Source organism: Pseudomonas izuensis (assembly GCF_009861505.1).
GTDB classification, from domain to species: Bacteria; Pseudomonadota; Gammaproteobacteria; order Pseudomonadales; family Pseudomonadaceae; genus Aquipseudomonas; species Aquipseudomonas izuensis.
In genome coordinates this window covers 69,909-96,339 of sequence record NZ_WTFT01000038.1, presented here as the reverse complement: position 1 = coordinate 96,339, position 26,431 = coordinate 69,909, and the positions used below count along the sequence as shown (strand labels likewise).

Below are 26,431 nucleotides of genomic sequence, written 5' to 3'. Positions count from 1 at the left end.
CAGGCTCGCTCCCACATTTGTCCTGTGTAAGCAGTTCCACTGTAGGAGCGAGCCTGCTCGCGATAGGGCCCGGAAGGTCGCTGCAAAAAACCGGATTGCCCCCGACCAAGGTCGCCCCACACAATCCCTAGTGCTCACACCGGATCGCTGGCAGACTGCCAATCCTTTTACGCCGTTCGTTTTGAGGCTGTATGCCAACGTTTTCTCAGCGTCATGTATTGCTGGTCATCAGCTGGGTCATCATTTTTGGCGGACTGCTGCTGGTCATTCCGCTGCGGTTGCTGCCCAGCCTGTTGGCCGGGTTGCTGGTGTTCGAACTGGTCAACATGCTCACCCCGCAATTGCAGCGGCTGATCGAAGGTCGGCGCGCGCGCTGGCTGGCGGTGGCGTTGCTGGGAACTCTGATTGTCAGCGTCCTGTCGCTGATTTTTGCCGGCGCCATCAGTTTTCTGTTGCACGAAGCGGAAAACCCCGGGGCTTCCCTCGACAAGTTCATGGGCGTGGTCGACCGTGCACGCGGGCAATTGCCACCGTTCATCGACGCCTACCTGCCGGCCAGTGCCGCCGAGTTTCGGGTGGCGATTGGCGAATGGGTCAGCAAACACCTCAGTGAATTGCAACTGGTGGGCAAGGACGCGGCGCACATGTTTGTGACGTTGCTGATCGGTATGGTGCTCGGCGCGATCATTGCCTTGCAGCGCGTACCGGACCTGACCAAGCGCAAGCCTTTGGCTGCCGCGCTGTTCGATCGCCTGCACCTGCTGGTCCAGGCCTTTCGCAATATCGTCTTTGCGCAAATCAAGATTTCCCTGCTCAACACCTTCTTCACCGGCATCTTCCTGGCCGTGGTGCTGCCAATGTTCGGCATCAAGCTGCCGCTGACCAAGACGCTGATCGTGCTGACCTTCCTGCTGGGCCTGTTGCCAGTGATCGGCAACCTGATGTCGAACACCTTGATCACCATCGTAGGTCTGTCGTTGTCGATCTGGGTGGCCTTGGCGGCGCTGGGTTACCTGATTTTTATCCACAAGCTGGAATACTTCCTCAACGCGCGCATCGTCGGGGGGCAGATCAGTGCCAAGTCGTGGGAGTTGCTGCTGGCGATGCTGGTGTTCGAAGCCGCGTTCGGCCTGCCGGGGGTGGTGGCGGGGCCGATTTACTACGCGTATTTGAAGAGTGAGTTGAGGCAGGTGGGGATGGTTTGATCAGGCAGTTGTAGTGCCTGATATGGCCCCATCGCGAGCAGGCTCACTCCCACGTTGGAATGCGTTCCCCTGTAGGAGTGAGCCTGCTCGCGATGGAGGCGCCTCGATATTGGATCAGTCCATCGAACCGTAGCGCTTGGCCGCTTCAATCGCCAAACCACTGCCGATGCTGCCAAAGATATTGCCTTCCACATGCCGCGCATTCGGCAGCATCGCCGAAACGCTGTTGCGCAGCGCCGGAATACCGCTCGAACCGCCGGTGAAGAACACCGTATCCACCTGATCGACCCGCACATCGGCATCCGCCAGCAATTGGCTGACGCTGTTGCGCACGCGTTCCAGCAAATTGTCGATGGCTGATTCAAACAGCGCACGGCTCAGTTCCACGCTCAAACCCGGTTCGATGCGATCCAGCGGGACGATACGGCTATCGACATGGGTCAGCTCAATCTTGGTTTCCTCTGTCAGCATGGCCAGCCAGTGCCCGGCACGCTGTTCGATCAGCTTGAACAGGCGATCGATGCCGCCGGTGTCTTCGATGTCATAGCGCATGCTGCCCAGCGCCAGTTGCGATTTTTGCGAGTACACCGAGTTGATGGTGTGCCAGGTCGCCAGGTTCATGTGGTGGCTGGTGGGCATGTAGGCGCCGCTTTTCATCCGGCTACCGTAGCCGAACAGCGGCATGAGGCCCTGCAGGCTCAATTGCTTGTCGAAATCGGTCCCGCCGATGTGCACACCGCCGGTGGCCAGGATGTCTTCGTGACGGTTATCCACACCCCGACGCTCGGGAGACAGGCGTACCAGCGAGAAGTCCGATGTACCCCCGCCGATGTCGACGATCAGCACTAGCTCTTCTTTCTCGATGGTCGACTCATAGTCGAAAGCAGCCGCGATCGGTTCGAACTGGAACGAGACTTCCTTGAAACCGATCTTGCGCGCCACATCCACCAGCGTGTCTTCGGCTTCCTTGTCCGCCATCGGATCGTCGTCGACAAAAAACACCGGCCGACCCAGTACCACCTCTTCGAATTCCCGACCGGCGGCGGCTTCGGCGCGCTGCTTCAGCTGACCAATGAACAGCCCGAGCAGGTCCTTGAACGGCATGGCCGTGCCCAGGACGCTGGTGTCGTGCTTGATCAGCTTGGAACCCAGCAGGCTCTTGAGCGAGCGCATCAGGCGGCCTTCGTAGCCTTCCAGGTACTCGTGCAGCGCCAGCCGGCCGTACACCGGGCGGCGTTCTTCCAGGTTGAAAAAGACCACCGAGGGCAGGGTGATCTTGTCGTCCTCCAGCGCGATCAGCGTTTCCACGCCGGGGCGCAGCCAGCCGACGGTGGAGTTGGACGTGCCAAAGTCGATGCCCACGGCACGGGCTGGAGATGCGTTTTTCATGTCTTTCGAGTTCCGGTTAAAAAACGGCCGCGCAGTGTATGCCAGTGCGGCACAGAATCGAAGGCCGGTTATCCGCTAAATCTTGCCGTTCACCGCTTGAAAGACGCGCCATCACCCCCAAACTACCCTGCATCAACCGGACAGCCCGGGGCGAGCGCAAGTCGCCCCGCCTGCTGCCGATAAACTTCTGATGCGCTGCCCGGTCACAACCTTGAGATCGGTCAACCTCTGCGCTGCAATCAAGCGCATGCTGTGGCAGGTGGCGCGACTTCGATAACGGATGGTGATTCCCGCGATGGACTTCAAAGACTATTACAAGATTCTCGGTGTGGAGCCGACGGCTGACGACAAGGCGATCAAGGCGGCCTATCGCAAGCTGGCGCGCAAATACCACCCCGACGTCAGCAAGGAAAAGGACGCCGAGTCCAAGTTCAAGGATGCGTCCGAAGCCTATGAAGCGCTGAAAAGCGCCGACAAACGCGCCGAATACGACGATTTGCGCCGCTATGGCCAGCACGGTCAGCCCTTCCAGGGACCACCGGGATGGCAGAGTCGTGGCGGGTTCGGCGGCGGAGGCCAGGACACCGGCGATTTTTCGGATTTCTTCAGTTCGATCTTCGGTAACCGTGGCCCTGGTTTCGGTGGTGGGCAGTCGCGTCGCAGCACCGGGCGTCGAGGGCAGGACGTGGAAATGGAGCTGGGGGTTTTTCTCGAAGAAACCCTGTCCAACGAGTCGAAGAAGGTCACCTTCCAGGTGCCGCAATACAACGCGGCCGGCCAGCACGTGAGCAACACCCCTAAAAGCCTGAACGTGAAAATCCCCGCCGGCGTGACCGACGGCGAGCGCATCCGCCTCAAGGGCCAGGGTGCACCGGGCGTCGGCGGTGGCGCCAACGGCGACCTGTACTTGACGATTCGTTTCGCGCCGCACCCGAAATTCGACGTCGAGGGCGAAAACCTGATCATCACGCTGCCGCTGGCACCGTGGGAGCTGGCGCTGGGCACCGAAGTCGCCGTGCCGACCCTGACCGGCAAGATCAACCTCAAGGTCCCGGCCGGCAGCCAGAATGGCCAGCGCATGCGCGCCAAGGGGCACGGTTTGATGAACAAGGCCGGTGAGCGGGGTTACCTGTTCGTGCAACTGAAGGCTGTCATGCCGAAAAAATCCGACGATGACATCAAGGCCTTGTGGCAGGAACTGGCGAAGAAAGCTGCGTTCGACCCCAGAGAGCACTTCTGATTTGGAACCAAGGAGCTACTGACTATGAGCAGTCCCCTGATCGTTCAACTGGACCTGGCAGAATTCTGTGAGGCGACCGAGCTGTCGGACGTCTACGTGATCGAGATCGTCGAGCACGGCATCCTCGAACCTCAGGGCGCCGTGCCCAAGGACTGGCGTTTCACCGATTACGAACTGGCCCTGGCCAAACGGGCCGCCAAGCTGCGCCATGACCTGGAGCTGGACTGGGAAGGCGTCGCCCTGGCGCTGGACCTGCTGGAAGAGGTCCAGCAGCTGCGGGCGGAGAACCGGATGCTCAAGCAGCGGTTGGGGCGGTTGGTGGTTGAATAAAAGATGAATCCCATATCCATCCTGCTGGAGCCTGGCTTGCCAGCGCTAACGATCTTGCGGGCGCTATCGCCGGCAAGCCAGGCTCCTACAGATCAATACCTTGCACGCCCACTTTTCTGGGCAACACCACGGTAAACAACGTCCCCTCCAATTCGCTGGAACTGACCTCCACCGTCCCGCCGTGCGCATCAACCACTTCCTTGACGATGAACAAACCCAGCCCGAGGCTGGTGGACGGCCGGCCAAGTTCTTCGTCGGCGCTGCGTATCAGCGGGTCGAAGATCGTGCCGATGTCCTGTTCGGCGATCGGGGTGCCGTAGTTGTGCACCGTAAGGCGAACGGTGTCTGGCTCGCCGATGAGCGTCAGCGTTATATCGCCTTTGGTCGAGCCATGCTGCAAGGCATTGCCGATAAGATTTTGCAGCAACTGACTCAACCGCGCGGCATCCCAGTTGCCTTGCATGTCACCCGCTACGTCCAGCGTCGGATCGCACTCCGGGTTTCCCGCGCAGGCCTGGGCAATCGCTTCATGCGCCACGGCAGCCAGGTCCATGGGCACCGGGTCTATGGGCAGGCTTTTGCCCAGGCGACTGCGCACCAGTTCCAGCAAATCATTGACCATCACCGCCATGTGCCGCGTGCCGCGTTTGATGTTGTTGACGCAGGTCAGTGCATCGCCCTCCAGCTGTACTTTGCACATCAGTAATTCGGTGGACATGCTCACCGCTTGCAAGGGCGCGCGCAGGTCATGGCCGAGTATTGCCAGGAAAATGTCCCGCGAACGATTGACCTGTTCGGCATAGGCCGCCGTGGACTCGGCGAGGGCTTCGTCGATGGCTTCGTTGAAACGGATCATGTCCTGGAAGTACGCCATGTCCGGTGATTCCAGGCTCTCGACCCACAAGCGAATCACACAGGCGCGCAGGTGGCGGAACTCGCTGGTCATCTGTACCAGGTCGAACCCCACGGTATGCCGCAGTTCGCCATGGCTGGCCCCGGCTTCGTCGAGGCTCGGGGTTTTCTCCGGGCCATCACCCCTGGCTTTGGCCATCTGCTCATTGGCGCTCTGCGGCTTGGTCATGTCCTGCACGGCCGCCAGCAAAATGGCCTTGGCGTGGTCGCGCAGGGCCACTCGATCCATGTATTCGGCCGAGGGAGTAATGGTTTTGGCGAACTGCTCCCATTCATCGACGATATGGTCCGCCTGTTGCGTGATGAAATCGGGTAAGCGCATGGCGGAGTCCTGAGCATGTGAAGGCGAGTCGAGTCGAAATATTAGCTCCTTTGGGCCGGAATTAAAGCGACGCAGACGGGCAGCACAAGGTGGGCTTGCCGAGGTGGTGCATAGATGTATGTGTAAACCTGCTTTTCGAACGATTTAGGGGCTTTTCTGCCTGTAACCAGCAGGTATTCGGACTTTTGTTTTGGAGCCGCGCGAATACGCTAATGACTCCATTTTTCATATAAAGGTTTTAACCATGGCCGATTTGCAAGGAAGCACTTCGACGACCGCTTTACCTATACCAGCCGTTAATAAAAGCATTCACGCGCATCGAGTGGCCGGCATCATCCCCAATGCAATAAAACAGGCATCGAATGTCATGCTTGGATCCATGCTGAATCTGAACCCCGGGATGCCGGATTGGTACATGAACACACGGGAGGTGAATCGGCAGCAGCTTAAAGCGTTGATCGATGAACGCTGGCGTGTACAAGGTGAACTCGATGAAGTGCTTGATAACCTGCAGCATGAGATTGAGGTTTTTGCCAAGCCATTGCTCAGCAATGCATTGAAGGAAAACTTCAACATTGGCGAAAACCCGGACGATTTATCGCTGCAACTTTATGTACCCGATAACCTTGTGTTCGGTATAGACACCGGTGTCAGCCGTATCCGCCGCAGTTCGTTGCTTGCGTCGGCCCTGCATAATTTTGAAGAAGCGGAAACCCTGGTGGGAGCGTTCCGCAGTGGATCCGGTGTGTATAAAAATGACGCTCAGGGAGGCTTGCTACATGTCAATGAAATTACGCCTGAGAAGTTCGCCAGTGTGTGCCGCAAGCTGGATATCGGTGGGCAATATCAAACTTATTTAAAGGCGCGATTGGCGCCGTCAAACAAAACGCAGCGGCACGCTGTGCAGGAGCGTTCGGTTGCCAGTGAAAAAGCAACCTTCAAGTTGTTTTCGTTTATCGCTCGCATGAAAGGCGAAGTCAGTGCCCGTGCCTATGCCCGGCTTCGAGAAGTGGTGGAAGGCCAATCCGGTATCACGCTGAATGGACGCCCCCTGCACAATCATCGTCTGTCCTTGATGGGATTCAGACTTACAGGTGTTGTGCTTTTCAGTGCGGTGAGCGAGCCATCGACCGTGAAAAAGGCCATCGATGCCTTGACGCCAGATCACTTGATGTTCTGGACTGACTGGTCCCGACACATTCCTGTGCTACCTGGTGATGGGTACGAGCAATTCAAGTTGCTCCAGGCGTTCTTTGCCAATGGACCCGAGGGCGTGAAGGATGAATGGCTTCGCGATGAAGATATTTATCAACAGAGCCGCTTGAGTGGCCCATTGATCGCCTACATCCCCGACGATCCGGATCATCCGTTGAGGGAATATGACTCTCTGGCGGACTTCATGAAAACGCTGATCGGACAGCTGCGAGACCCGCAGTACCAGGCATTCTTCAGCCGTTTCGTGGCGCAGAAGGACAAAGGTCGATTTTTCGCTCGTGTCAACGAACGCTTGAAGACCATCTCCTGGCAGCAACGAGACCCCCTCGACATGGGGCCCTGGTGGCGCGAGACCGCCATCGAAAACCCCAACGCGGAACCCATTACCAACGTTATCGACGGCGACCTGTGGATAACGTTGTTTCGGGAACGTCGGGATAAGGCGTTGGCCGATGCCCGACAGATCGCCGTGCCGACCGACGATGAAGATGCTGCCACCCGCTGGAAGCGCCTGGCCAGTTACCTGGACATTGGCTGGAACGTATTCAGCTTCGCCGCGATGCTGGTCCCGGGGTTGGGCGAGGCGGTGCTGGGCGTCATGGTTGCGCAAATGCTGGCGGGGCTGGCCGAAGGTATCGAGGACTGGAGCAAAGGCGACAGGGAAGAGGCAGGGGCCCACATCAACGGCGTGCTGATCAACTTCGCGCAATTGGCCCTGATGGGCGCCGGACATGTATTGCCCACGGGCGCCGTGAAGCCGGTCAAGGTTTCGCCCTTCGTCGAGAATCTCAAGCCTGTGCAATTCAAGGGCAAGGAGCGCCTGTGGAGCCCTGATCTGACGCCCTACCGACATCCGCTTACGCTGCCCGAAGAATCCCGGGCAAACGGTCTGGGGCTTCACCTGCATGAAGATCAGCAGGTCCTGCGTCTCGATGATCAGCATTATGTGGTCAGGCAGGATGCCGAAACCGGGCGATACCGTCTGCAGCATCCCACCCGGCCAGGGGCTTATCAGCCTGTGCTGGAGCATAACGGCGCCGGAAGCTGGAGGACCGAACTCGACCAGCCGCTTGAATGGGACAAACTCCGGCTGCTGCGCCGCTTGGGGCCTGAGGCTCAGGCATGGTCCGATGAAAGCCTCGAACAGGTGCTGACCGTCAGCGGCGTGCAGGAAAACGCATTGCGCCGCTTGCATGTCGAGCATCAATTGCCACCGGCGATGCTGGTTGACACTTTCAAGCGATACAAGCTGTGGGCAGATACCGGCGACGTCGGACGATTCGAGGCGCTTTACAGGCAAGGCAATGTCAGCGCCGATAGCCGGGCCAACTGGTTGGTCAGCGAGTATCCACAGTTGCCGGCCAGTGTCGCCGAAGAGCTGGTACTCAAGGCAGACCCCGTGGATTTGCGGCACCTGGCAGAAAAACAGAGCCTACCCTTGCGCCTGCGTGAACAAGCTCGAATGGCCCAGGCGCGCGTGCGGTTGAGCCGGGCTTATGAAGGCCTCTACCTTGAGCGCCTGGCAAACAACGACACCCGCAGACTTGAACTGGCGTCGTTGGCCAACTTGCCGGGTTGGTCGGAAAATATGCGCATCGAGATTCGTGGGTATTCGTTCAGTGGTGAGTTGTACGCCAGTGTTGGTCCCGACGATGCACCTGTGCGCAAAGTTCTGGTATGCGACGAAAACGGGCGGTACGAGGCACGTGACGAACAGGACCAGCACCTGCATGGCGCCGACGATTTCTATGCATCGGTATTACATGCGTTGCCGGACAGCGAGCGGGAAGCCCTTGGGTATGACATTTACGAAGGTGGGCGGCTGAAGCAGGCAATACGAAGCTCACCGTTGAGTCATGAGCATTTCGAGTCGGTTCTGGCCGAGCACCCTATCCGCAAGCCGGCTTATGATCCGCAGACCATGCGCCTTCGCGGCGGGATGGAGGGTTACCGGCAACTCGGCGACAGATCAATGTTGCAAACACGGCTCGGCTCCCTGTATCCGGCGTTTACCGAAGAACAGGTTGGTACGATGCTGGCCGACTTCGGTGAGCTGGCCGATCAGCGAGTGAGTGCACTGGAGGACGAATTCAATGAGCTGAACTACAAGTTCAGGGTCTGGATGGATTCACTGCCATTTGCTCATCGGTTGAGCCCGGCGGGCATGGCGGAGTTGCGATCCAGAGAACTGTTCTATAGGGCGGTCCGGCAGTGCTGGCAACGAACCGGCCCTGACGGGGAGGTCGTTCCAGGTATCGTCCGCCCGCAGATGCTCAAGCTTGATGGTGTGCCCATGAATCACTTGGCGAACATGCCGCGCCTGGGCGCCAACTTCGATCACGTCACCAGTCTGAGCCTGCGCAATTGCAACTTGCTCAACACTCATGAGGCGTTCATCAAGCCATTTCGCCGTCTGCGCGTACTGGATCTGGGGCATAACCAGTTAAATCGCCTGCCGCCGATCATCGGCAATTTGCGCCAACTCGAGCACCTCATATTGAACGACAACAGGATCGAGTTGACCCATGCGGCGGTCGACTGTTTGAAAGGCTTGATCTGGCTCAAGTCGCTGGGATTGAGAGCGAATCCGCTGGGGTTACTGCCCGATATCAGCCGGATGCCGAAGTTGCAGGTATTGATTCTGGAGAGCACCGGCATCGACAGTTGGCCGACCGGACTGTTCGCCCAAGCGCGTCCGCGCAACATCTATCTGGACATGCGCAATAACCCGATCAGTCGAATACCGGACGTTGCCCCGGGTTCCTTCCGCGCCGAGTTGCTGGCGCGTACGTTGCTGAGTCGCGAGCCGCAATGGCTGTCACCGGAGAATCTGGAGAAGCTCAAGTTCTATACCGAATCGATGGGGCTGGATCCAGAGCGTCCTTACCCGCCCAGAGGCACAGTGGACAGCTCCGCGTGGGCAGAAGGCATGACCGAGCAACAGTGGCAGGCCTGGCAGCCCATCTGGAATGACGTTGAAGATGAATTCAACTCTGAAGCCTTCTTCGACGAGATTCGGAGGCTGACTCAGTCTGCCGACTTCAAGGCTGGCGGCAGCTACCGGTTAGAACTGACCGCCAGGGTCTGGCGCATGCTGGAGGCCATGTCAGAAGACAGCGAATTACGCACGACGATTTTTGCCGAAGCCGTGGCGCGAACCCAGTGTGTCGATGGCGCGACGCAACTGTTCAATGTGCTGGGCATGAAAGTGCTTGTCCACGAAGCGTATGGATTGGCGAATCCGGGGTTGATCGAGGCCGAACTGGTCAGCCTGGCCAAGGGCAAGTCGCGCCTGGACGAGATCGAACGGATCGCCGAGCACCATATTGCGGAGCGCGTGGCGAACGGTGAGCAGATTCGCCGGGTGGGTGCCGACGGTGATGTGACAGGAACCATTGATGTGGTCGAAGTTCACCTGGCGTTCACCACCGAATTGGCGAAGCCGCAAGCGCAGAATGGGCTCGACTTGCCTTGGCAGGCCAGGAGCATGCAGTTTCGCGGTATCGCGGGCGTTACTCCGCCGATGATCGAAGCTGCACGCTTGAGGGTTCTGGCGCTGGAGGAAGGCGATTTGCTGCGGGATTCGATTGCCGAACAACCCTTCTGGAATTCCTGGGTGGAGGACACCCATCGGGCGAGTTTCGAGTCCTTCGATCGACGAATGAATACGCTTTATGAGTTCAAGTCAGCGCTGGACGAAAGGGCTGCCGATGCGGATCTGTCACCTGAGGAAAGGGACCGTTTGACTGCGCAAATCAAAACGTTGGCGCATGAGTTGGGCAAATCTGAAAGCGAATATGTCCCAGGCCGGGTCATGACCGATGACGAATTCACGGAACAGTACTCGGTGATCAAAAGCGAGAGGGACGACTTGCTCAAGCAATTGACGCAACAAGCGATGGATAGGGCGAAGGTGCAAAGGGTCGAGGTGCCTTTCACTGTTGAGGCATGAAGATGTGGTGCGATGGTTCCCGGGCCATCGCATCCTTTTTGAGCCTCTGCAGAAGCGGTACATATTTAGGCTTTTTTTTCGGAGTCGTCCGTTAGGCTGAAGTCTTTCCAATCAGTCATGGATGACCTGCAATGCCTGAATCAACTACATCACCCTCCACATCCTTAGGCACTTTCACCAGCGATCTTCGGGGTGTTCATTACGACTTTCTCAAAGATCACATTCCCGCCTGGTTCACCGACGCCTCTGTGCAACGCCAGGCTGAAATTGGCAACCACGAGCTGCAACTTCCCGCCTGGTACCGGACCGCCACGCTTGAACAGAAAACGGCTCTGGCCGCCAGTCACACGCGCTACCGCGAAACCTTGAACCAGATCGACACGAGGCTTGGCAGCATCAAGGATGTTTTCGAGTTTGCCGAGCAGCCACTCAAAGACGCGATCAAGGCACAGTTCAAGCTGGACCTGGATGTCAGAAACACCTACCTCGCCCGTAAGTACAGCTTCAAACGGCGGGACGATTTTTTTGGTGTGCTGGTTTTCGATCAACAAAAAAATCCGGATCTGACCTACGAATACCGGGGAATCTCTTTGCTCGAGGCCGCATTGGCCAACTTCGAACCTGACGAAGAAAAGCCACTGGTGTGCAACGACTGCCAAGTCATTACCGGTTGGAGCAACTACGGCGGCGAAATCGTTCCAACGTTTTCGGCAATCAATTCTCAGGGCAAGCCGATTGCCCCCCATGACTTCGCCAGGCTTTGTCGCAACCTGGACCTCGGGGCGCTGTATCAGAAACACATCAAGGATATCGTGCAGCCGGATGATGCCGACGAGCGCACGGCGCTGGAGCGGCAACTGGAGGAACACCAGCGGCAGCAGCTGGCGGTGAGCACCGAAATCGCCTGGCAGCATTTTGCAATCAGACCGGGCAGCCTTCAGGTTGCGTCGGGTATCAGTCAAGACGTCTACCGGATGCTTCAAAAAGCGCTCGCCCGCGAGCGCGACGTGACGCTGGACGACAGGCCGGTGACCTTTGCGACATTGAAGGTGTTTGGCATCGAACTGGTGGGACCGTTGCTGATCGGGCCGAAGCGCGAGGACTCTGAACGGATCGAGCGTCTGGCGGTGTATTTGCCCAACGATCCGCAGCAACCGTTGAAAGAATATGCCTCCAGCGCCGACTTCATGGCAGACCTGCGCACTCGCTTGCACAGTGCTGCCTATCGGCGCTTCTTCAGTCAGTTTGTGCCCATGCGACAGCAGGGTATTTTTTTCGCGCAGTTCAATAAGCTGTACAACCCCTCGAAACTCGGCTCACAGGTAGATTATCCATTGCAGTCCAGACCTGCGAAATTGGTGCTGGAAGAGGCGTACATCAAGGGCGATCCCTGGAAGCAACAGCGTCTGAAGACAATCGACAAGCTGTATACCGACGCGCGAATGGTGGCCGTGCCTACTGGCGATGAAGATCGCAAGGCCCGGGAGGAAAGGCTGGCGAGTTATCTGGATGCAGTGATCAACGTGTTCAACCTGGCGGCCTTTGTCGTGCCGGGGCTGGGGCCGATCATGCTGGCGGTAGGCGCCGCGCAAATGCTCGATGACGCCTTCGAGGGGATCGAGGCGTACGAGCAAGGTGACACGAGGGAAATGTGGGCACATTTTTCCAGTGTGGCGCTGAATGTGGCGTTTGTCGGTGTTGGAGCGAAGGTGCTGCCGGCGGTCCGGCTCTCGCCAAGGGTGGACAGTCTTAAACCTGTCACCCTGGCCAGCGGTGAGCAAAAACTGTGGAATCCGGTCCTTTCGCCGTACAAGACCCGCATCACGCTGGCATCCGAAGCCAGGCCGGATGAGTTGGGGCTCTATGCTCATAACGGGCAGACAGTCCTGCCCATTGACGGTGACGTGTATCAAGTCAGGCAGGACCCGGACAGCGGCCAGTACCGAATTCAGCATCCAACCCGACCTGACGCCTATACCCCTGAACTTGAGCATAACGGTGCAGGTGCGTGGCGCCATGAACTGGAACGCCCTCACACATGGGAAGGCGCAGCACTGATGCGCCGACTCGGCCCGGTGGCAGACGGTTTCAGCGATGTCGAGCTGGAGCAGATACGGCGTGTCAGTGATATTGGCGCCGATGTGCTGCGCCGCTTGCATGCCCAGAGTGAGCCGTTCCCGGCAATCCTGCTCGACACCCTGAAAAAATTCAGGGCCCATGGCGCTGCGGTAAAGGTCGCCGAGGGCATCGGCAACGGCTCACTCACCAGTGAACTGTGCAGCTACGCTGCCTCTCTGGCTGTCGAGTTGCCGGGGTGGCCGTCGAGCAGGGCGATAGAGGCTTTTTCGGGGGACGGTTTGAGTGGGCCTTCGGTCAGGTACGGCAACCCCGTTGCCGCGTCGGCAGACGACCTCAAAGTCAACCGATCGGAGCTGATGCACGGCCAGTTGCCTGAACGCATCATCGCGTCCCTGAACGAAGCGGAAATCAAAGCGCTGTTGCCCCACTACACGCCGAGAACGCCAGAGGAACGCATCAGCGCCTTGCGCAAAAAACTGCAACAGCGTGCGATCACTGACAGGGCCCGCTTGACGAGCAGTCTCTACGCCGATCAACAACCGCCGGCCGACGCGGCGGTTGCCGTGGTGCAGCGCGACTTCAGCCGCTTGCCCACGCCAATGATTCAGGAGCTACTGGCAGACGCAACCCCCGCCGAACTAGCGACCCTGAACGCCGACAGGCGCATTCCGTTACGTCTGGCCGAGGGCGCGCGGCGGTTGCAACAGCAAATGCGTCTTTGCAGGGCCTACGAGGGGTTGTATCTCGATGCCCTGGTCGACAAAGACAGCGAAATCCTGGCGCTCAATTCTTTGAAAAACCTGCCTGGCTGGGTGGACGATATCCGCCTCGAAGTACGGGACGGCTGGCTGGAGGGTGAGCTGCGCGCCAGTGTCGGTGCCGAGAATGCCAACGAGCGCAAGGTGCTGGTGCGGGTGGGCGACGGCCTCTATGAGGCTCGCAATGACCGGGATGAGCACTTGCACGGTATCGATGGTCTTTACGCTTCGATCCAGCACGCCTTGCCTGACCGGCAGCGGCTGGCCATCGGACTGCCCGAGGTTGCGCAGGGGGCGCAGTTGAAGGCGAAAATCCTCGAACATCAATTGGGCCCCGAGCAGCTACGTCCGCTGCTGAAGATGCAGCCTCGCCAGCGACTCTTTTACAAGCCGCCGATGCGTTTGTCGGGCGAGCGTATTGGCTACCCCCTGAGCGATCCCTCGAACCAGTGAGTGGGAGCGCATTGTCGAGGAACGGGTTCGCACACTCTATCCGTCACTGTCACCGGCTGAACTCGATGCGTTTATCGAGAGTATGGGGGACCGGCAAGAGACGATCCTGAAGAACCGCGAGCGTGAGTTCAAGCAACTCAATCACACGTTGCAGAACTGGCAACGGACGCAAATGGACGGTGTGCCACCGGCTGTGCGCCGGACGGCGGACTTTGTCCGGCAGCGACAAGCACGACTAACGATCATCAACGCTCTCAAGAAAGCCTGGCAGCGCACCGGTGAGATTGACCTTGATATCAATGGCCAGCCCCAGGGCCAATTCATTGATTTATCCGGCGTGGATCTTCAGGGGCAACTCGATGAGTTGCCGCCGTTGACGGCCAATTTCGATCATGTCACCCATCTGGATTTATCGGGGGCAGGGATTGACGTTGAAATCGATGGGTTTTTACGCCATTTCCGCCGCCTGCGTCGCTTGAACTTGAGCGATAACGGTTTGTTCGAGTTGCCTGGGCCGTTGAGTCACATGAGGCGCCTTGTAGAGTTAGACCTGTCCGACAACCTGATCGAACTGGACGCGCCGGCCGTTGCCCGATTGCGTGGTCTGACGCAGTTGCAGTTCCTTGGGCTGGAGGGCAACCCGTTGAGGCTGGCTCCGGACATAGGGCAGATGCCGGACCTGAATATCCTGCTGTTGGCCGATACCGGTCTCAATACCTGGCCTGTGGGTGTGTTCGATCAATATCGAGGCCGTACGTTTAACCTGGATTTGGGTGGCAATGTGCTTGAACACATTCCACAGGTGGCACCCGGATCGGATGATGCGCAGGTGGTAGCGCGTACGATCATCAGTCATGAGCCTCGCTATATTTCCGAGCAGAATCTGCAACTTGTCAGGGACTATCGTCAGTCGGTAGGGCTGGAGCCGGACCGACCGTATCCACCCCGAGGCATACTGGACAGTATTCAATGGAAGGCCGGCTTATCCAACGAGCAATGGCAAGCTAAACAGGATGTTTGGGAGAGACTCGAAGATGAGCATGGCTCCGAGCCGTTCTTCAGCGAGTTGAGGAAGCTGGCGCAATCCGCTGATGCCCTCGCGACAGAAGAAGCAGCGAAAGCCGAACTGTGCAGCAAGGTGTGGGACATGATTGAGGCGGCAGCCGCGAACAGCACGCTGCGTGAAGTACTCTTTCGCATGGCCGCAGCCCCAACCACCTGTGTCGATGCTGGAGCGCAACTGTTTAACGCCATGGGCCTGGAAGTGTTGATTTTCCAGGCGTATGAACTGGGTGCGCACGATCTGGTTGAAACCGCGTTGCTGGAATTGGCCCGGGGCAAATCGCGCCTGGACGAACTGGGCAGGATCGCCCGAGAGCGTATCGACGAGCTGCTGGGTCAGGGGCGTCAGTTCCCCCGGTACGATGAACAGGGGATGGCAGTCCCCCGTCGTGATGCCAGCGGGCATGTCATTCGGGATATCGATGAGGTGGAGATTCATATGATCTACCCCACGCGATTGGCGCAGCGCCTGGAACTACCCTGGCAATCCCGGAAAATGATGTTCCGGGAGCCTGATGTTACGCCCGCGATGATTCAGCGCGCCCATGATCGGGTACTGGAAAAGGAGAAGGGTGCACTGCTTCAGGAACGGATCCTCGAACAACCCTTTTGGGTCAACTTCATCATGCGATCGAACCCGGAGCCGCTCAATGCCTTGCGCGCCAAGGCTGAGATTTCACTGGACTTGCAGGCAGCGCAACAAGCCTGGGTCGACAGTGATTCAGCCGTGCACAAGATTTACTGGCGCGGGGAAGTGGTGCGGTTGGCAAGGCTTCTGGGCAAACCCGACAGTGAGATAAGGCCCGGAACGGTCATGAGCGATGCACAGTATTACGCCGACATGGAAGCCATCGCCGTGCAAGAAAAAGCACTGATCGGCAAACTGACTGGCGATGCCATACAGCGCGCCAGATTGCAGCGTGCGGAAATTCCGTTCACGGTCGAGGGGGATGCAGACGCTCGGGTTTGATCGAACGCCCGGCCCGCATCGGTGGATGGGGGCCGGGCGTTTCCTTCAGAACAGGAAGTACCGTTGCGCCATCGGCAAGGTATCCGCCGGTTCGCACCACAACAACACCCCGTCAGCCTTGACCTGATAGGTCTGCGGGTCTACATCGATGTGTGGCAGGTAATCGTTGTGGATCAAGTCGGTTTTCTGCACATCGCGACAACCTTTGACCACGGCGATTTTCTTCTTCAAACCCAATGCTTCGGGCAAACCCGCTTCCTGCGCCGCCTGGCTGATAAAGGTCAGGCTGGTCGCATGCAACGAGCCGCCGTAACTGGCGAACATCGGACGGTAGTGCACAGGCTGCGGCGTCGGAATCGACGCATTGGCATCGCCCATCAAGCTGGCCGCAATGGCCCCACCCTTGAGAATCAGCGTTGGCTTGACCCCGAAAAACGCCGGGCGCCACAGCACCAGGTCCGCCCATTTACCCACTTCGACCGAACCCACTTCGTGACTGATGCCGTGGGTGATCGCCGGGTTGATGGTGTACTTGGCGATGTAGCGTTTGGCGCGGAAGTTATCGTTACCAGCACCGTCACCGGGCAACGGGCCGCGTTGTTTCTTCATCTTGTCGGCAGTCTGCCAGGTGCGGGTGATGACTTCACCGACCCGGCCCATGGCCTGGCTGTCGGAGCTGATCATCGAGAACGCGCCGAGGTCGTGGAGGATGTCTTCGGCGGCAATCGTCTCGCGGCGAATGCGGCTTTCGGCAAAGGCTACGTCTTCGGCAATGCTCGGGTCCAGGTGGTGGCAGACCATCAGCATGTCGAGGTGTTCGTCGATGGTATTGCGGGTGAACGGTCGGGTCGGGTTTGTCGAACTCGGCAACACATTGGCAAAACCGCAGGCCTTGATGATGTCCGGTGCATGACCACCGCCCGCGCCTTCGGTGTGGTAGGTATGGATGGTGCGGCCCTTGAAGGCGGCGAGGGTGGTTTCGACGAAGCCGGACTCGTTAAGGGTGTCGGTGTGGATCGCCACTTGAACGTCGTGCTGATCGGCCACGCTCAGGCAGTTGTCGATGCTCGCCGGGGTGGTGCCCCAGTCTTCGTGCAACTTTAGACCGATGGCGCCGGCCTTGACCTGTTCGATCAGCGGCTCCGGCAGGCTGGCGTTGCCCTTGCCCGTGAGGCCGATGTTCATCGGGAAAGCATCAGCGGCCTGGAGCATGCGCGCCAGATGCCAGGGGCCCGAGGTGCAGGTGGTGGCATTGGTCCCGGTGGCCGGGCCGGTGCCGCCGCCGATCATGGTGGTGACGCCACTCATCAGGGCTTCTTCGATCTGCTGCGGGCAGATGAAGTGGATGTGGGTGTCGATGCCGCCGGCGGTAAGGATCATGCCTTCGCCGGCGATGACTTCGGTGCTGGCGCCGATGGCAATGTTCACATCGGGCTGGACGTCCGGGTTGCCGGCCTTGCCGATGGCGGCGATGCGTCCGTCCTTGAGTCCGACGTCGGCCTTGACGATGCCCCAGTGGTCGATGATCAGCGCGTTGGTGATCAAGGTGTCGACGACTTGCGCGGCAAGCAACTGGCTCTGGCCCTGACCGTCGCGGATGACTTTGCCGCCACCGAATTTCACTTCTTCGCCGTAGGTGGTGAAGTCCTTTTCGACCTCGATCCACAGTTCGGTATCGGCCAGGCGAACCTTGTCGCCGACGGTGGGGCCGTACATGTCGGCGTAGGCCTGACGGGAAATCTTCATTCGTTCGCCTTGAGATTCAATTGAGTTTGAGACTGTTCGCTTCACTCACAGATTCGCGAGCAGGCTCGCTCCCACAGGGGAATGCGATCAACTGTGGGAGCGAGCCTGCTCGCGAAGGGGCCAGGGCATACACCATGAAACTTAAAGGTCTCCCATGATCCTGCCGGCAAAGCCAAACACCCGCCGATGCCCCGCCAGATCCACCAGCTCGACTTCGCGACTTTGCCCCGGTTCAAAACGCACGGCGGTGCCGGCGGGGATGTTCAGGCGCATGCCACGGCTGGCGGCGCGGTCGAAGGTCAGGGCGTCGTTGGTTTCGAAAAAGTGATAGTGCGAGCCGACCTGAATCGGCCGGTCGCCGCTATTGGCTACCGTCAGGCTGATCGTGCGGCGGCCGGCGTTGAGTTCGATTTCACCGGGCTGGATCTGGTATTCACCGGGAATCATCAATGGGCTCCTTGGAGAATCTTGTAATAGAGGGCGGTCGGTTTGTAGCGGCCGCTCGGATCGCAGGCGTAATCCGGGATTTCACCGGCGCGGGTGTAACCCAACGCCTTGTAGAAGTCTTCGGCGGGGGAGCCGGCCTCGGTGTCGAGGTAGAGCATGCCGCGCTTGTGTTGCAGGGCGGCCTGCTCCAGCGCCGTCATCAATTGTTGACCCAGGCCGCGCCGCCGCGCGTGCTCGCGCACCAGCAGCTTCTGCACCTCGGCGCGATTCAGGCCATTGGCTTTCTGGCACAAACCGAGCTGCACGCTGGCCTGCACCTGTTCATCCTTGACCACCACCCACAGCAACACATTGCCCTTGTTCAGGTTCTCCTGAACTTCATCGAAATACGCGCGGGCCTGGGTGGCATCGAGGTCCGCCATGAAGCCCACGCTGGCGCCGTAGCCGACGGCATCGAGCAGCAGGTCAATCAGTCCCTGACGGTAGTGCGCAAAGCTTTCAACGTTGACGCGGCGCAGTTGGGCGGGGTTCATCGGCGATCACTCCTTGTTGGCGGTCGGTGGCTCGGCACCCGGATTGAGGGTCAGTTGCATAAAGGTCAGGTCCAGCCAGCGGCCGAATTTGGTGCCCACCTGGGGCATTTGTCCGGTGGTTACGAAACCGATGCGCTCGTGCAAACGAATGGACGCCGCATTGCCGCTTTCGATGGCGGCAACCATCACGTGCTTGCCACAGTCCCTGGCACGCTCGATCAGGGCATCCATCAGTTTCGGGCCCAGGCCATTGCCGCGCTGGTCGTTGCGCACGTAGACCGAATGTTCGACGGTGTGGCGGAAACCATCGAAAGGTCGCCAGTCGCCGAATGAAGCGTAGCCCAGCACGTTGTTCTCATCGTCGACGATCACCAGGATCGGATAGCGCTGGGACTGCCGTGCGCTGAACCAGGCCTGGCGGTTGCCGAGGTCGACAGCCTGTTCGTTCCAGATTGCCGTGGTATTGAGCACGGCGTCGTTGTAGATGTCACGGATTGCCGGCAGGTCGGCGTGTACCGCGTCGCGAATGGTGTAAGTCATGGCGTGGCCTCAGGCGATCGGTTGGTGGACGGTGACCAGTTTGGTGCCATCGGGAAAAGTCGCTTCCACCTGGATCTCCGGGATCATTTCCGGGATGCCTTCCATCACTTGTTCACGGCTGAGCAGGGTGGTGCCGTAGTGCATCAGTTGCGCAACGGTCTGGCCATCACGGGCGCCTTCGAGCAGCGCGGCGCTGATGTAGGCCATGGCTTCCGGGTAATTGAGTTTCACGCCGCGGGCTAGACGCCGCTCGGCCACGAGGCCGGCGGTGAAGATCAGCAGCTTGTCTTTTTCGCGTGGGGTGAGGTCCATCGTAGAAATCCAGTTTCGGCAGTTAAAAAATCATTCAATGTGTGAATACATGACCTGTAGGAGCTGGCTTGCCAGCGAAGGCGTCTGTACAGACGCCAAAAAGCTTCGCTGGCAAGCCAGCTCTTACAGGGGATCGGTGTCAGGTGCTCCATATTCTGGGAGGGACTGCTTCTCGGCCGAGCAATGCAGGCCTGAGCAATCGCCATATTTCAATCAACCAGCCGCGCGCCAACAGCGCTTCGCTGGCCAGGCATCGGGCAATCAGCAACCCCGGCAACTGCGTCAAATCCCCACGTACGTCATGGGGTAGCGAACGACACTGTTCCAGCAGTTCACTATCAATCTCGCCAGTCACCAGCAACGTCGCAAACACCGGCTGACCATCCAGCCCGATCGGCGAGTCCAGCAAGCCGTCATCGCCGACGATGCGCTGGCGCTCATGCCAGAGCAACCGGCCATCACGGCTGATATCCAGGTGCGCCTGAAAATGCCCGAGGTCGAAGCGCTCGCCGCTGGCAGGGCGGCCCAGTGCTACCACGTCCCAGTAGAACAGCCGGGCATCGCCTTCAAGGTCAATAGAGGTGCTGAGTTGCGCCTGCGCCGCGCTGAAAACGATCGTCTCCTGGGGCAACCATTCCAGTGTCGCACCCGCCGCCACCTTCAATTTCAAGTGCTGATAAGCGGGGCCGGCGGCGCGATACCACTTGGCTGCGCCGGGACTGGTGATCTGTGCCCAGGCGTCACGGCTGACACTGGCCGATATGTCCAGGCGGTCACCACCCGCAATCCCGCCAGGCGGATGGACGATGATGTGCTGGCAGACTTCGGGACCCTCGGCATACAAATGCTTCTGCACGCGCAAGGGTCCGAGGTGGCGGCGCTGGACCGGGCGCGTGCTGTCGCCGAAGCGGGCGTAGCCGAGTTCCAGTTCGGCGTGCCAGCTGGGGGTGAACAGCGTTGTGGAGGCAGGTGAATTCATGGTTTTTAATTATCGTTAGGTTGCTACAGATTAAATCGTAACCAGACCGCGCACACCCTCGGCTTCCATATTTTTACCGCGACCCTGCTGCACGATCTCGCCACGGGACATCACCAGATACTGGTCAGCCAGTTCGGCGGCGAAGTCGTAGAACTGTTCAACCAGCAGAATCGCCATGTCGCCACGGGCCGCGAGTTTCTTGATCACCGCGCCGATCTCCTTGATCACCGACGGCTGGATGCCCTCGGTGGGCTCGTCGAGGATTAACAGGCGTGGACGGCTGGCCAGTGCGCGGCCGATCGCCAGCTGTTGTTGCTGGCCGCCGGACAAGTCGCCGCCACGCCGTTGTTTCATTTGCAGCAACACCGGGAACAGCTCGTAGATGAACGCCGGGACTTCCCTGGCCTCGGAGCCGGGAAACCGCGACAGGCCCATCAGCAGGTTTTCTTCCACGGTCAGCCGGCCAAAGATTTCCCGGCCCTGCGGCACATAGGCGATCCCGGCATGCACCCGCTGATGCGGCTTGAACGTGGTGATCGGTTTGCCCTCCCAGTTCACCGCGCCTTCTTTCGCCGGTAACAGACCCATCAGGCACTTGAGCAGAGTGGTCTTGCCCACGCCGTTGCGCCCGAGCAGGCAGGTGACTTCACCGACCTTCACGTCAAACGTCAGGCCGCGCAGGATGTGGCTTCCACCGTAGTACTGGTGCAGTTTGTCGACTTGCAGCATTTTCAAAATCCCCTCAATCCCCTGTAGGAGCTGGCTTGCCAGCGAAGGCGTCCTTTCAGGAGAAAAATATGTCAACGGACTCACCGCTTTCGCTGGCAAGCCAGCTCCTACAGGTTTTTTGTTCGCAGACTCAGCGACCGAGGTATACCTCGATCACTCGCTCGTTATCCTGCACCTGCTCCAGTGACCCTTCCGCCAGCACGCTTCCCTGGTGCAACACGGTGACGTGGTCGGCAATCGAGCCGACGAAGCCCATGTCGTGTTCCACCACCATCAGCGAATGCTTGCCCGCCAGGCTCTTGAACAGTTCGGCGGTGAACTCGGTTTCGGCGTCGGTCATGCCCGCCACCGGTTCGTCGAGCAGCAACAGTTGCGGGTCCTGCATCAGCAACATACCGATCTCCAGAAACTGCTTTTGACCATGGGACAGCAGGCCAGCCGGGCGATTGACCGAAGAGGTCAGGCGAATGGTGTGCAGCACCTCGGCGATGCGATCCCGTTGTTCGCCATTGAGCCGCGCCCGCAGACTGGCCCACACCGACTTGTCGGTTTTCTGCGCCAGTTCCAGGTTCTCGAACACGCTCAGGGCTTCGAACACCGTCGGCTTCTGGAACTTGCGGCCGATGCCGGCCTGGGCGATTTGCACTTCGCTCATTTGCGTCAGATCCAGGGTTTCGCCGAACCAGGCTTTGCCGTGGCTGGGGCGAGTCTTGCCGGTGATGACGTCCATCAACGTGGTCTTGCCAGCGCCGTTGGGGCCGATGATGCAGCGCAATTCACCGACGCCGATGTACAGATTCAGATTGTTCAGTGCCTTGAAGCCATCGAAGCTGACGCTGATGTCCTCCAGGGTCAGCAGGGTGCCGTGGCGGGTGTTCAGGCCTTTGCCGACGCGCTGGCCGAGGCCGATCGTATCGCGGCTGGTACCGGCATCGCGGTTGGGCTCCAGGGGCGGAAAGAATGCCGGTTCGAGCATGAATTCAGCCGTGGCAGTGACTCTCATGATTCATCTCTCTTTTCATAGGGCCGTTTCTTCAGCAGACCGATCACGCCTTTGGGCAGGTACAGGGTCACGACTATGAACAGCGCCCCAAGGAAAAACAGCCAGTATTCGGGGAAGGCCACGGTGAACCAGCTCTTCATGCCATTGACCACGCCGGCGCCAAGCAAGGGGCCAATCAGCGTGCCGCGACCACCCAGGGCAACCCACACGGCGGCTTCGATGGAGTTGGTCGGGGACATTTCACTCGGGTTGATGATCCCGACTTGCGGTACGTACAGCGCACCGGCCAAGCCGCACAACACTGCGCTCAATACCCAGACAAACAGCTTGAAACCACGCGGATCGTAGCCGCAGAACATCAGCCGGTTTTCCGCATCGCGCAGTGCCGTCAGGACTCGGCCGAATTTGCTCTGCGCCAGACGCCAGCCGATCAACAGACTCGCCACCAGCAACAGCACCGTGGCGAAAAACAGCACCGCGCGCGTGCCCGGTTCAGTGATGCCGAAACCGAGAATCGTGCGGAAATTGGTGAAGCCGTTGTTACCGCCGAACCCGGTCTCGTTGCGGAAGAACAGCAGCATCCCGGCAAAGGTCAGGGCTTGGGTCATGATCGAGAAATACACGCCTTTGATCCGCGAGCGGAAGGCGAAGAAGCCGAACACCAGCGCCAGCAATCCCGGCGCCAGCACCACCAGGCATAGGGCCCAGAGGAAGCTTTGGGTGCCGGTCCAGTACCAGGGAAGTTCGGTCCACGACAGGAACGTCATGAACGCCGGCAAGCCATCGCCCGAAGCCTGGCGCATCAGGTACATGCCCATGGCGTAACCGCCGAGGGCGAAGAACAGGCCGTGGCCGAGGGACAGGAGGCCGGCGTAGCCCCAGACCAGATCCAGCGCCAGGGCGACGATGGCGTAGCAGAGGATTTTGCCCACCAAGGTCAGCGTGTAGGCCGAGACATGCAGCGTGCTATCGGGAGACAACAACGACAGCAGCGGTAGCGCCAGCAGTAAAACGAGGGCTACAACACCGACGGCAATCGTGGCTTTGGGGCCGGCTTTCTGTGTCGCGGTAACGAGCAGGGGCTGGTTCATCAGTCGATCACCCGTCCTTTGAGTGCGAAGAGGCCTTGCGGACGTTTCTGGATGAACAGAATGATCAGCGCGAGGATGAGGATTTTGCCGAGCACGGCACCGATCGCAGGTTCGAGGATCTTGTTGGCAATGCCCAGACCAAAAGCGGCGAATACGCTACCGGCCAGTTGCCCGACACCACCTAGCACCACCACCAGGAACGAGTCGATGATGTAGCTTTGGCCGAGGTCCGGACCGACGTTGCCGATCTGGCTCAGCGCCACGCCACCGAGGCCGGCGATCCCCGAGCCAAGGCCGAAGGCAAGCATGTCGACGCGGCCGGTCGGCACACCGCAGCACGCCGCCATGTTGCGGTTCTGGGTGACCGCGCGAACGTTCAAGCCCAGGCGTGTCTTGTTCAGCAGCAGCCAAGTGAGGACGACCACAAACAGTGCGAAGGCGATGATCACGATTCGGCTGTACGGCAATACCAGATTGGGCAGCACCTGAATCCCGCCCGACAGCCAGGCCGGGTTGGCCACTTCGACGTTCTGCGCGCCAAACACCAGACGCACCAACTGGATCAGCATCAGGCTGATGCCCCAGGTGGCGAGCAGGGTTTCCAGAGGACGGCCGTAAAGGTGACGAATCACCGTACGCTCCAGCACCATGCCGATCCCGGCAGTAACGAAAAACGCCACCGGCAATGCGATCAATGGATAGAACTCGATGGCCTGTGGCGCGAAACGCTGGAACATCAGCTGCACCACGTAGGTCGAGTAAGCGCCGAGCATCAGCATCTCGCCGTGGGCCATGTTGATTACGCCGAGCAGGCCGAAGGTGATCGCCAGGCCCAGCGCCGCGAGCAGCAGGATCGAACCGAGGGACATGCCGCTGAAGGCCTGGCCGAGCAGCTCGCCGATCAGCAGTTTGCGTTTGACTTGAGCGAGGCTGGTTTCGGCGGCGGTGCGCACGTTGGTGTCGGTTTCCACGCCGGGTTGCAACAGGCTTTCGAGGCGGGTGCGGGCCAGCGGATCGCCGGTTTCTCCGAGCAGGCGCACGGCGGCGAGGCGAACGGCGGGGTCCGTGTCCGCCAGTTGCAGATTGGCCAGGGCCAGGCTCAGGGCGGCGTGGACGCTTTCATCGTTCTCACCAGACAGTTGCTGGTCGAGGAATTTCAGCTGCGCGGGTTTTGCGCTTTTTTGTAACTGCTGCGCGGCGGCCAGACGGATTTTTGCGTCGGCGACGAGCAATTGATGGCTGGCCAGCGCGGTGTCGATCAGGCCCCGCAGGCGGTTGTTCAGGCGCAGGGTTTTCGGCTGGCCATCGATGGTCAACTCGCCTTGTTGCAGGGCGTTGATCAGTTCGATGCGCGCCGGGTTGGGCTGCGCGGCCCAGGTTTCCAGCAGCTTGGCTTGCTGTGTGGGGTTGGCGGCGACGAAGTCTTCGGCGTCGCTGGCGAAAGTGGCCATCGGCAGCAAAAGTGCGATGGTAAGAACAAGTCGGTAAAAGGCACTGGGCATAGATGATCGCCTTGACGCGGACATTGTGGGAGCTGGCTTGCCAGCGATGCAGGCGACCCGGTGTGTCTGATGTACCGAGGTGATGCCATCGCTGGCAAGCCAGCTCCCACAGGGAATTGTGTCGGGCATGAGCACGGTGTTCACACCCGACATCCAGTGACTCAGTTGCTTTTCACCGCATACTCCGGCTTCTTGTCGTTACCCTGGATAAACGGGCTCCACGGCTGGGCACGGATCGGCCCTTCGGTCTGCCACACGACGTTGAACTGCCCATCGGCCTGAATCTCGCCGATCATCACCGGCTTGTGCAGGTGGTGGTTGGTCTTGTCCATGGTCAGGGTGTAGCCGGACGGTGCGGCAAACGTCTGGCCTCCAAGGGCTTCGCGGACTTTGTCGACGTCGGTGGACTTGGCTTTTTCCGCCGCCTGGGCCCACATGTGTATGCCGACGTAGGTGGCTTCCATCGGGTCGTTGGTCACGGCTTTGTCAGCGCCCGGCAAGTTGTGTTTCTTCGCGTAGGCTTTCCAGTCATCGACGAATTTCTTGTTCACCGGGTTCTCCACCGACTCGAAGTAGTTCCATGCCGCCAAGTTGCCCACCAGCGGCTTGGTGTCGATACCGCGCAATTCCTCTTCACCGACCGAGAACGCCACCACCGGTACATCGGTGGCCTTCAGTCCCTGGTTGGCCAGTTCTTTATAGAACGGCACGTTGGAGTCACCGTTGACCGTGGAGATCACAGCGGTCTTGCCACCGGCCGAGAATTTTTTGATGTTGGCCACGATGGTTTGATAGTCGCTGTGACCGAACGGGGTGTAGACCTCTTCGATGTCCTTGTCGGCCACGCCTTTGGAATGCAGGAACGAGCGCAGGATCTTGTTGGTGGTGCGCGGGTAGACGTAGTCGGTGCCGAGCAGGAAGTAACGCTTGGCGCTGCCGCCTTCTTCGCTCATCAGGTATTCGACGGCGGGGATCGCTTGCTGGTTCGGCGCGGCGCCGGTGTAGAACACGTTCGGCGACATTTCTTCGCCTTCGTATTGCACCGGGTAGAACAGCAGGCCGTTGAGTTCTTCGAACACCGGCAACACCGACTTACGCGACACCGATGTCCAGCAACCGAACACCACCGCGACCTTGTCCTGGGTCAGTAACTGCCGACCCTTTTCCGCGAACAGCGGCCAGTTCGACGCCGGGTCCACCACCACCGGCTCCAGCATCTTGCCGTTCACGCCGCCCTTGGCGTTGATCTCGTCGATGGTCATCAAGGCCATGTCCTTGAGCGACGTTTCGGAGATCGCCATGGTCCCGGACAACGAATGCAGAATCCCGACCTTGATGGTCTCGGCAGCCTGGACAGTCCAGGTCATGCCCATCGCGGCAATGCTTGCCGAGAGTGTGAAAGCCTTGATCAAACTGCGACGCTTCATTGTGCGATCTCCATGAACGTTTAATTTTTCTGGTTGGCAGATGCGGACAGCTGAAGGGTCTTTAGCAAGGGCTGTGCCCGGTCGGGAAAAGGCAGGGAAATGTCGGTTTAGAGCGGTTGCGCGGGTTGGTGGCGCACCATGAAGGGACGCGCCTGGCGCGTTGGTGCGCAGTGCTGCGCCACATTGGGGCGCGAAGTTTGTGAGCAGCACTGGCCCATTGTAGGAGTGAGCCTGC

Annotated in this window: 19 protein-coding genes; 6 read left to right on the top strand and 13 right to left on the bottom strand. The window is 59.5% G+C overall.

All coding sequences use genetic code 11. The annotated features are described in order from the left end of the window. The first annotated feature begins 191 nt into the window (after positions 1-191). Positions 192-1,205 carry an AI-2E family transporter gene (locus GPL81_RS25840; RefSeq protein WP_160109014.1) on the top strand — a complete coding sequence of 338 codons (1,014 nt, stop codon included), beginning with the start codon at positions 192-194 and terminating at the stop codon, positions 1,203-1,205. 114 nt (positions 1,206-1,319) lie between these two features. On the opposite strand, the gene GPL81_RS25835 is transcribed toward GPL81_RS25840, so the two are convergent. After that, positions 1,320-2,594, bottom strand: a complete 1,275-nt coding sequence (locus GPL81_RS25835; protein ID WP_160109013.1) for an Hsp70 family protein — start codon at positions 2,592-2,594, stop codon at positions 1,320-1,322. Positions 2,595-2,889: 295 nt separating this feature from the next. On the opposite strand from GPL81_RS25835, the gene GPL81_RS25830 reads away from it, so the two are divergent. Both GPL81_RS25830 and GPL81_RS25825 read left to right on the top strand, forming a co-directional pair. Next, positions 2,890-3,834: a DnaJ C-terminal domain-containing protein gene (locus tag GPL81_RS25830; protein ID WP_160109012.1), complete on the top strand. Its 945-nt coding sequence runs from the start codon at positions 2,890-2,892 to the stop codon at positions 3,832-3,834. 24 nt (positions 3,835-3,858) lie between these two features. Then, entirely contained in the window at positions 3,859-4,164 is a 306-nt protein-coding gene (locus tag GPL81_RS25825; protein WP_096513651.1) for a chaperone modulator CbpM, read from the top strand. Between the two features lie 85 nt (positions 4,165-4,249). Here the strand turns inward: GPL81_RS25825 and GPL81_RS25820 are convergent, their stop codons facing one another. After that, positions 4,250-5,398 carry a sensor histidine kinase gene (locus GPL81_RS25820; protein ID WP_160109011.1) on the bottom strand — a complete coding sequence of 383 codons (1,149 nt, stop codon included), beginning with the start codon at positions 5,396-5,398 and terminating at the stop codon, positions 4,250-4,252. Between the two features lie 190 nt (positions 5,399-5,588). Here GPL81_RS25820 and GPL81_RS25815 point away from each other — a divergent pair, with 190 nt between their 5' ends. The 3 genes from GPL81_RS25815 to GPL81_RS31570 all read left to right on the top strand — a co-directional run bounded on the left by GPL81_RS25815 (position 5,589) and on the right by GPL81_RS31570 (position 15,887). Continuing rightward, complete coding sequence (locus GPL81_RS25815) at positions 5,589-10,565, top strand: dermonecrotic toxin domain-containing protein (RefSeq protein WP_343038533.1); 4,977 nt, start codon at positions 5,589-5,591, stop codon at positions 10,563-10,565. A gap of 131 nt (positions 10,566-10,696) precedes the next feature. After that, complete coding sequence (locus GPL81_RS31575; RefSeq protein ID WP_246218987.1) at positions 10,697-13,855, top strand: dermonecrotic toxin domain-containing protein; 3,159 nt, start codon at positions 10,697-10,699, stop codon at positions 13,853-13,855. An 82-nt stretch (positions 13,856-13,937) separates the two neighbouring features. After that, a complete protein-coding gene (locus tag GPL81_RS31570; protein WP_246218986.1) occupies positions 13,938-15,887 on the top strand; it encodes an NEL-type E3 ubiquitin ligase domain-containing protein in 1,950 nt (649 codons plus the stop codon). A 45-nt stretch (positions 15,888-15,932) separates the two neighbouring features. Here GPL81_RS31570 and ureC read toward each other — a convergent pair whose 3' ends face one another. The 11 genes from ureC to urtA all read right to left on the bottom strand — a co-directional run bounded on the left by ureC (position 15,933) and on the right by urtA (position 26,196). Continuing rightward, complete coding sequence (gene ureC, locus GPL81_RS25805) at positions 15,933-17,633, bottom strand: urease subunit alpha (protein ID WP_160109009.1); 1,701 nt, start codon at positions 17,631-17,633, stop codon at positions 15,933-15,935. A 141-nt stretch (positions 17,634-17,774) separates the two neighbouring features. Beyond that, complete coding sequence (locus GPL81_RS25800) at positions 17,775-18,080, bottom strand: urease subunit beta (RefSeq protein ID WP_160109008.1); 306 nt, start codon at positions 18,078-18,080, stop codon at positions 17,775-17,777. Further along, positions 18,080-18,613, bottom strand: a complete 534-nt coding sequence (locus GPL81_RS25795) for a GNAT family N-acetyltransferase (RefSeq protein ID WP_160109007.1) — start codon at positions 18,611-18,613, stop codon at positions 18,080-18,082. The genes GPL81_RS25800 and GPL81_RS25795 overlap by 1 nt, the downstream gene beginning before the upstream one ends. A 6-nt stretch (positions 18,614-18,619) precedes the next feature. After that, positions 18,620-19,153 carry a GNAT family N-acetyltransferase gene (locus GPL81_RS25790; RefSeq protein WP_160109006.1) on the bottom strand — a complete coding sequence of 178 codons (534 nt, stop codon included), beginning with the start codon at positions 19,151-19,153 and terminating at the stop codon, positions 18,620-18,622. Positions 19,154-19,162: 9 nt separating this feature from the next. Then, positions 19,163-19,465, bottom strand: a complete 303-nt coding sequence (ureA, locus tag GPL81_RS25785) for an urease subunit gamma (RefSeq protein ID WP_096513642.1) — start codon at positions 19,463-19,465, stop codon at positions 19,163-19,165. A gap of 139 nt (positions 19,466-19,604) precedes the next feature. Then, complete coding sequence (locus tag GPL81_RS25780) at positions 19,605-20,444, bottom strand: urease accessory protein UreD (RefSeq protein WP_160109005.1); 840 nt, start codon at positions 20,442-20,444, stop codon at positions 19,605-19,607. Positions 20,445-20,474: 30 nt separating this feature from the next. After that, on the bottom strand, positions 20,475-21,173 hold the full coding sequence (urtE, locus tag GPL81_RS25775) for an urea ABC transporter ATP-binding subunit UrtE (protein WP_096513640.1): 699 nt from the start codon (positions 21,171-21,173) through the stop codon (positions 20,475-20,477). A gap of 130 nt (positions 21,174-21,303) precedes the next feature. Further along, entirely contained in the window at positions 21,304-22,176 is an 873-nt protein-coding gene (gene urtD, locus GPL81_RS25770; RefSeq protein WP_160109004.1) for an urea ABC transporter ATP-binding protein UrtD, read from the bottom strand. Continuing rightward, positions 22,173-23,267, bottom strand: coding sequence for an urea ABC transporter permease subunit UrtC (gene urtC, locus GPL81_RS25765; RefSeq protein ID WP_160109003.1), 1,095 nt, complete (start codon positions 23,265-23,267; stop codon positions 22,173-22,175). Before urtC ends, urtD begins: the two co-directional genes overlap by 4 nt. After that, positions 23,267-24,769: an urea ABC transporter permease subunit UrtB gene (gene urtB, locus GPL81_RS25760; RefSeq protein WP_160109002.1), complete on the bottom strand. Its 1,503-nt coding sequence runs from the start codon at positions 24,767-24,769 to the stop codon at positions 23,267-23,269. Before urtB ends, urtC begins: the two co-directional genes overlap by 1 nt. Positions 24,770-24,930: 161 nt before the next feature. Continuing rightward, complete coding sequence (urtA, locus tag GPL81_RS25755) at positions 24,931-26,196, bottom strand: urea ABC transporter substrate-binding protein (protein WP_160109001.1); 1,266 nt, start codon at positions 26,194-26,196, stop codon at positions 24,931-24,933. Between the last annotated feature and the right edge of the window lie 235 nt (positions 26,197-26,431).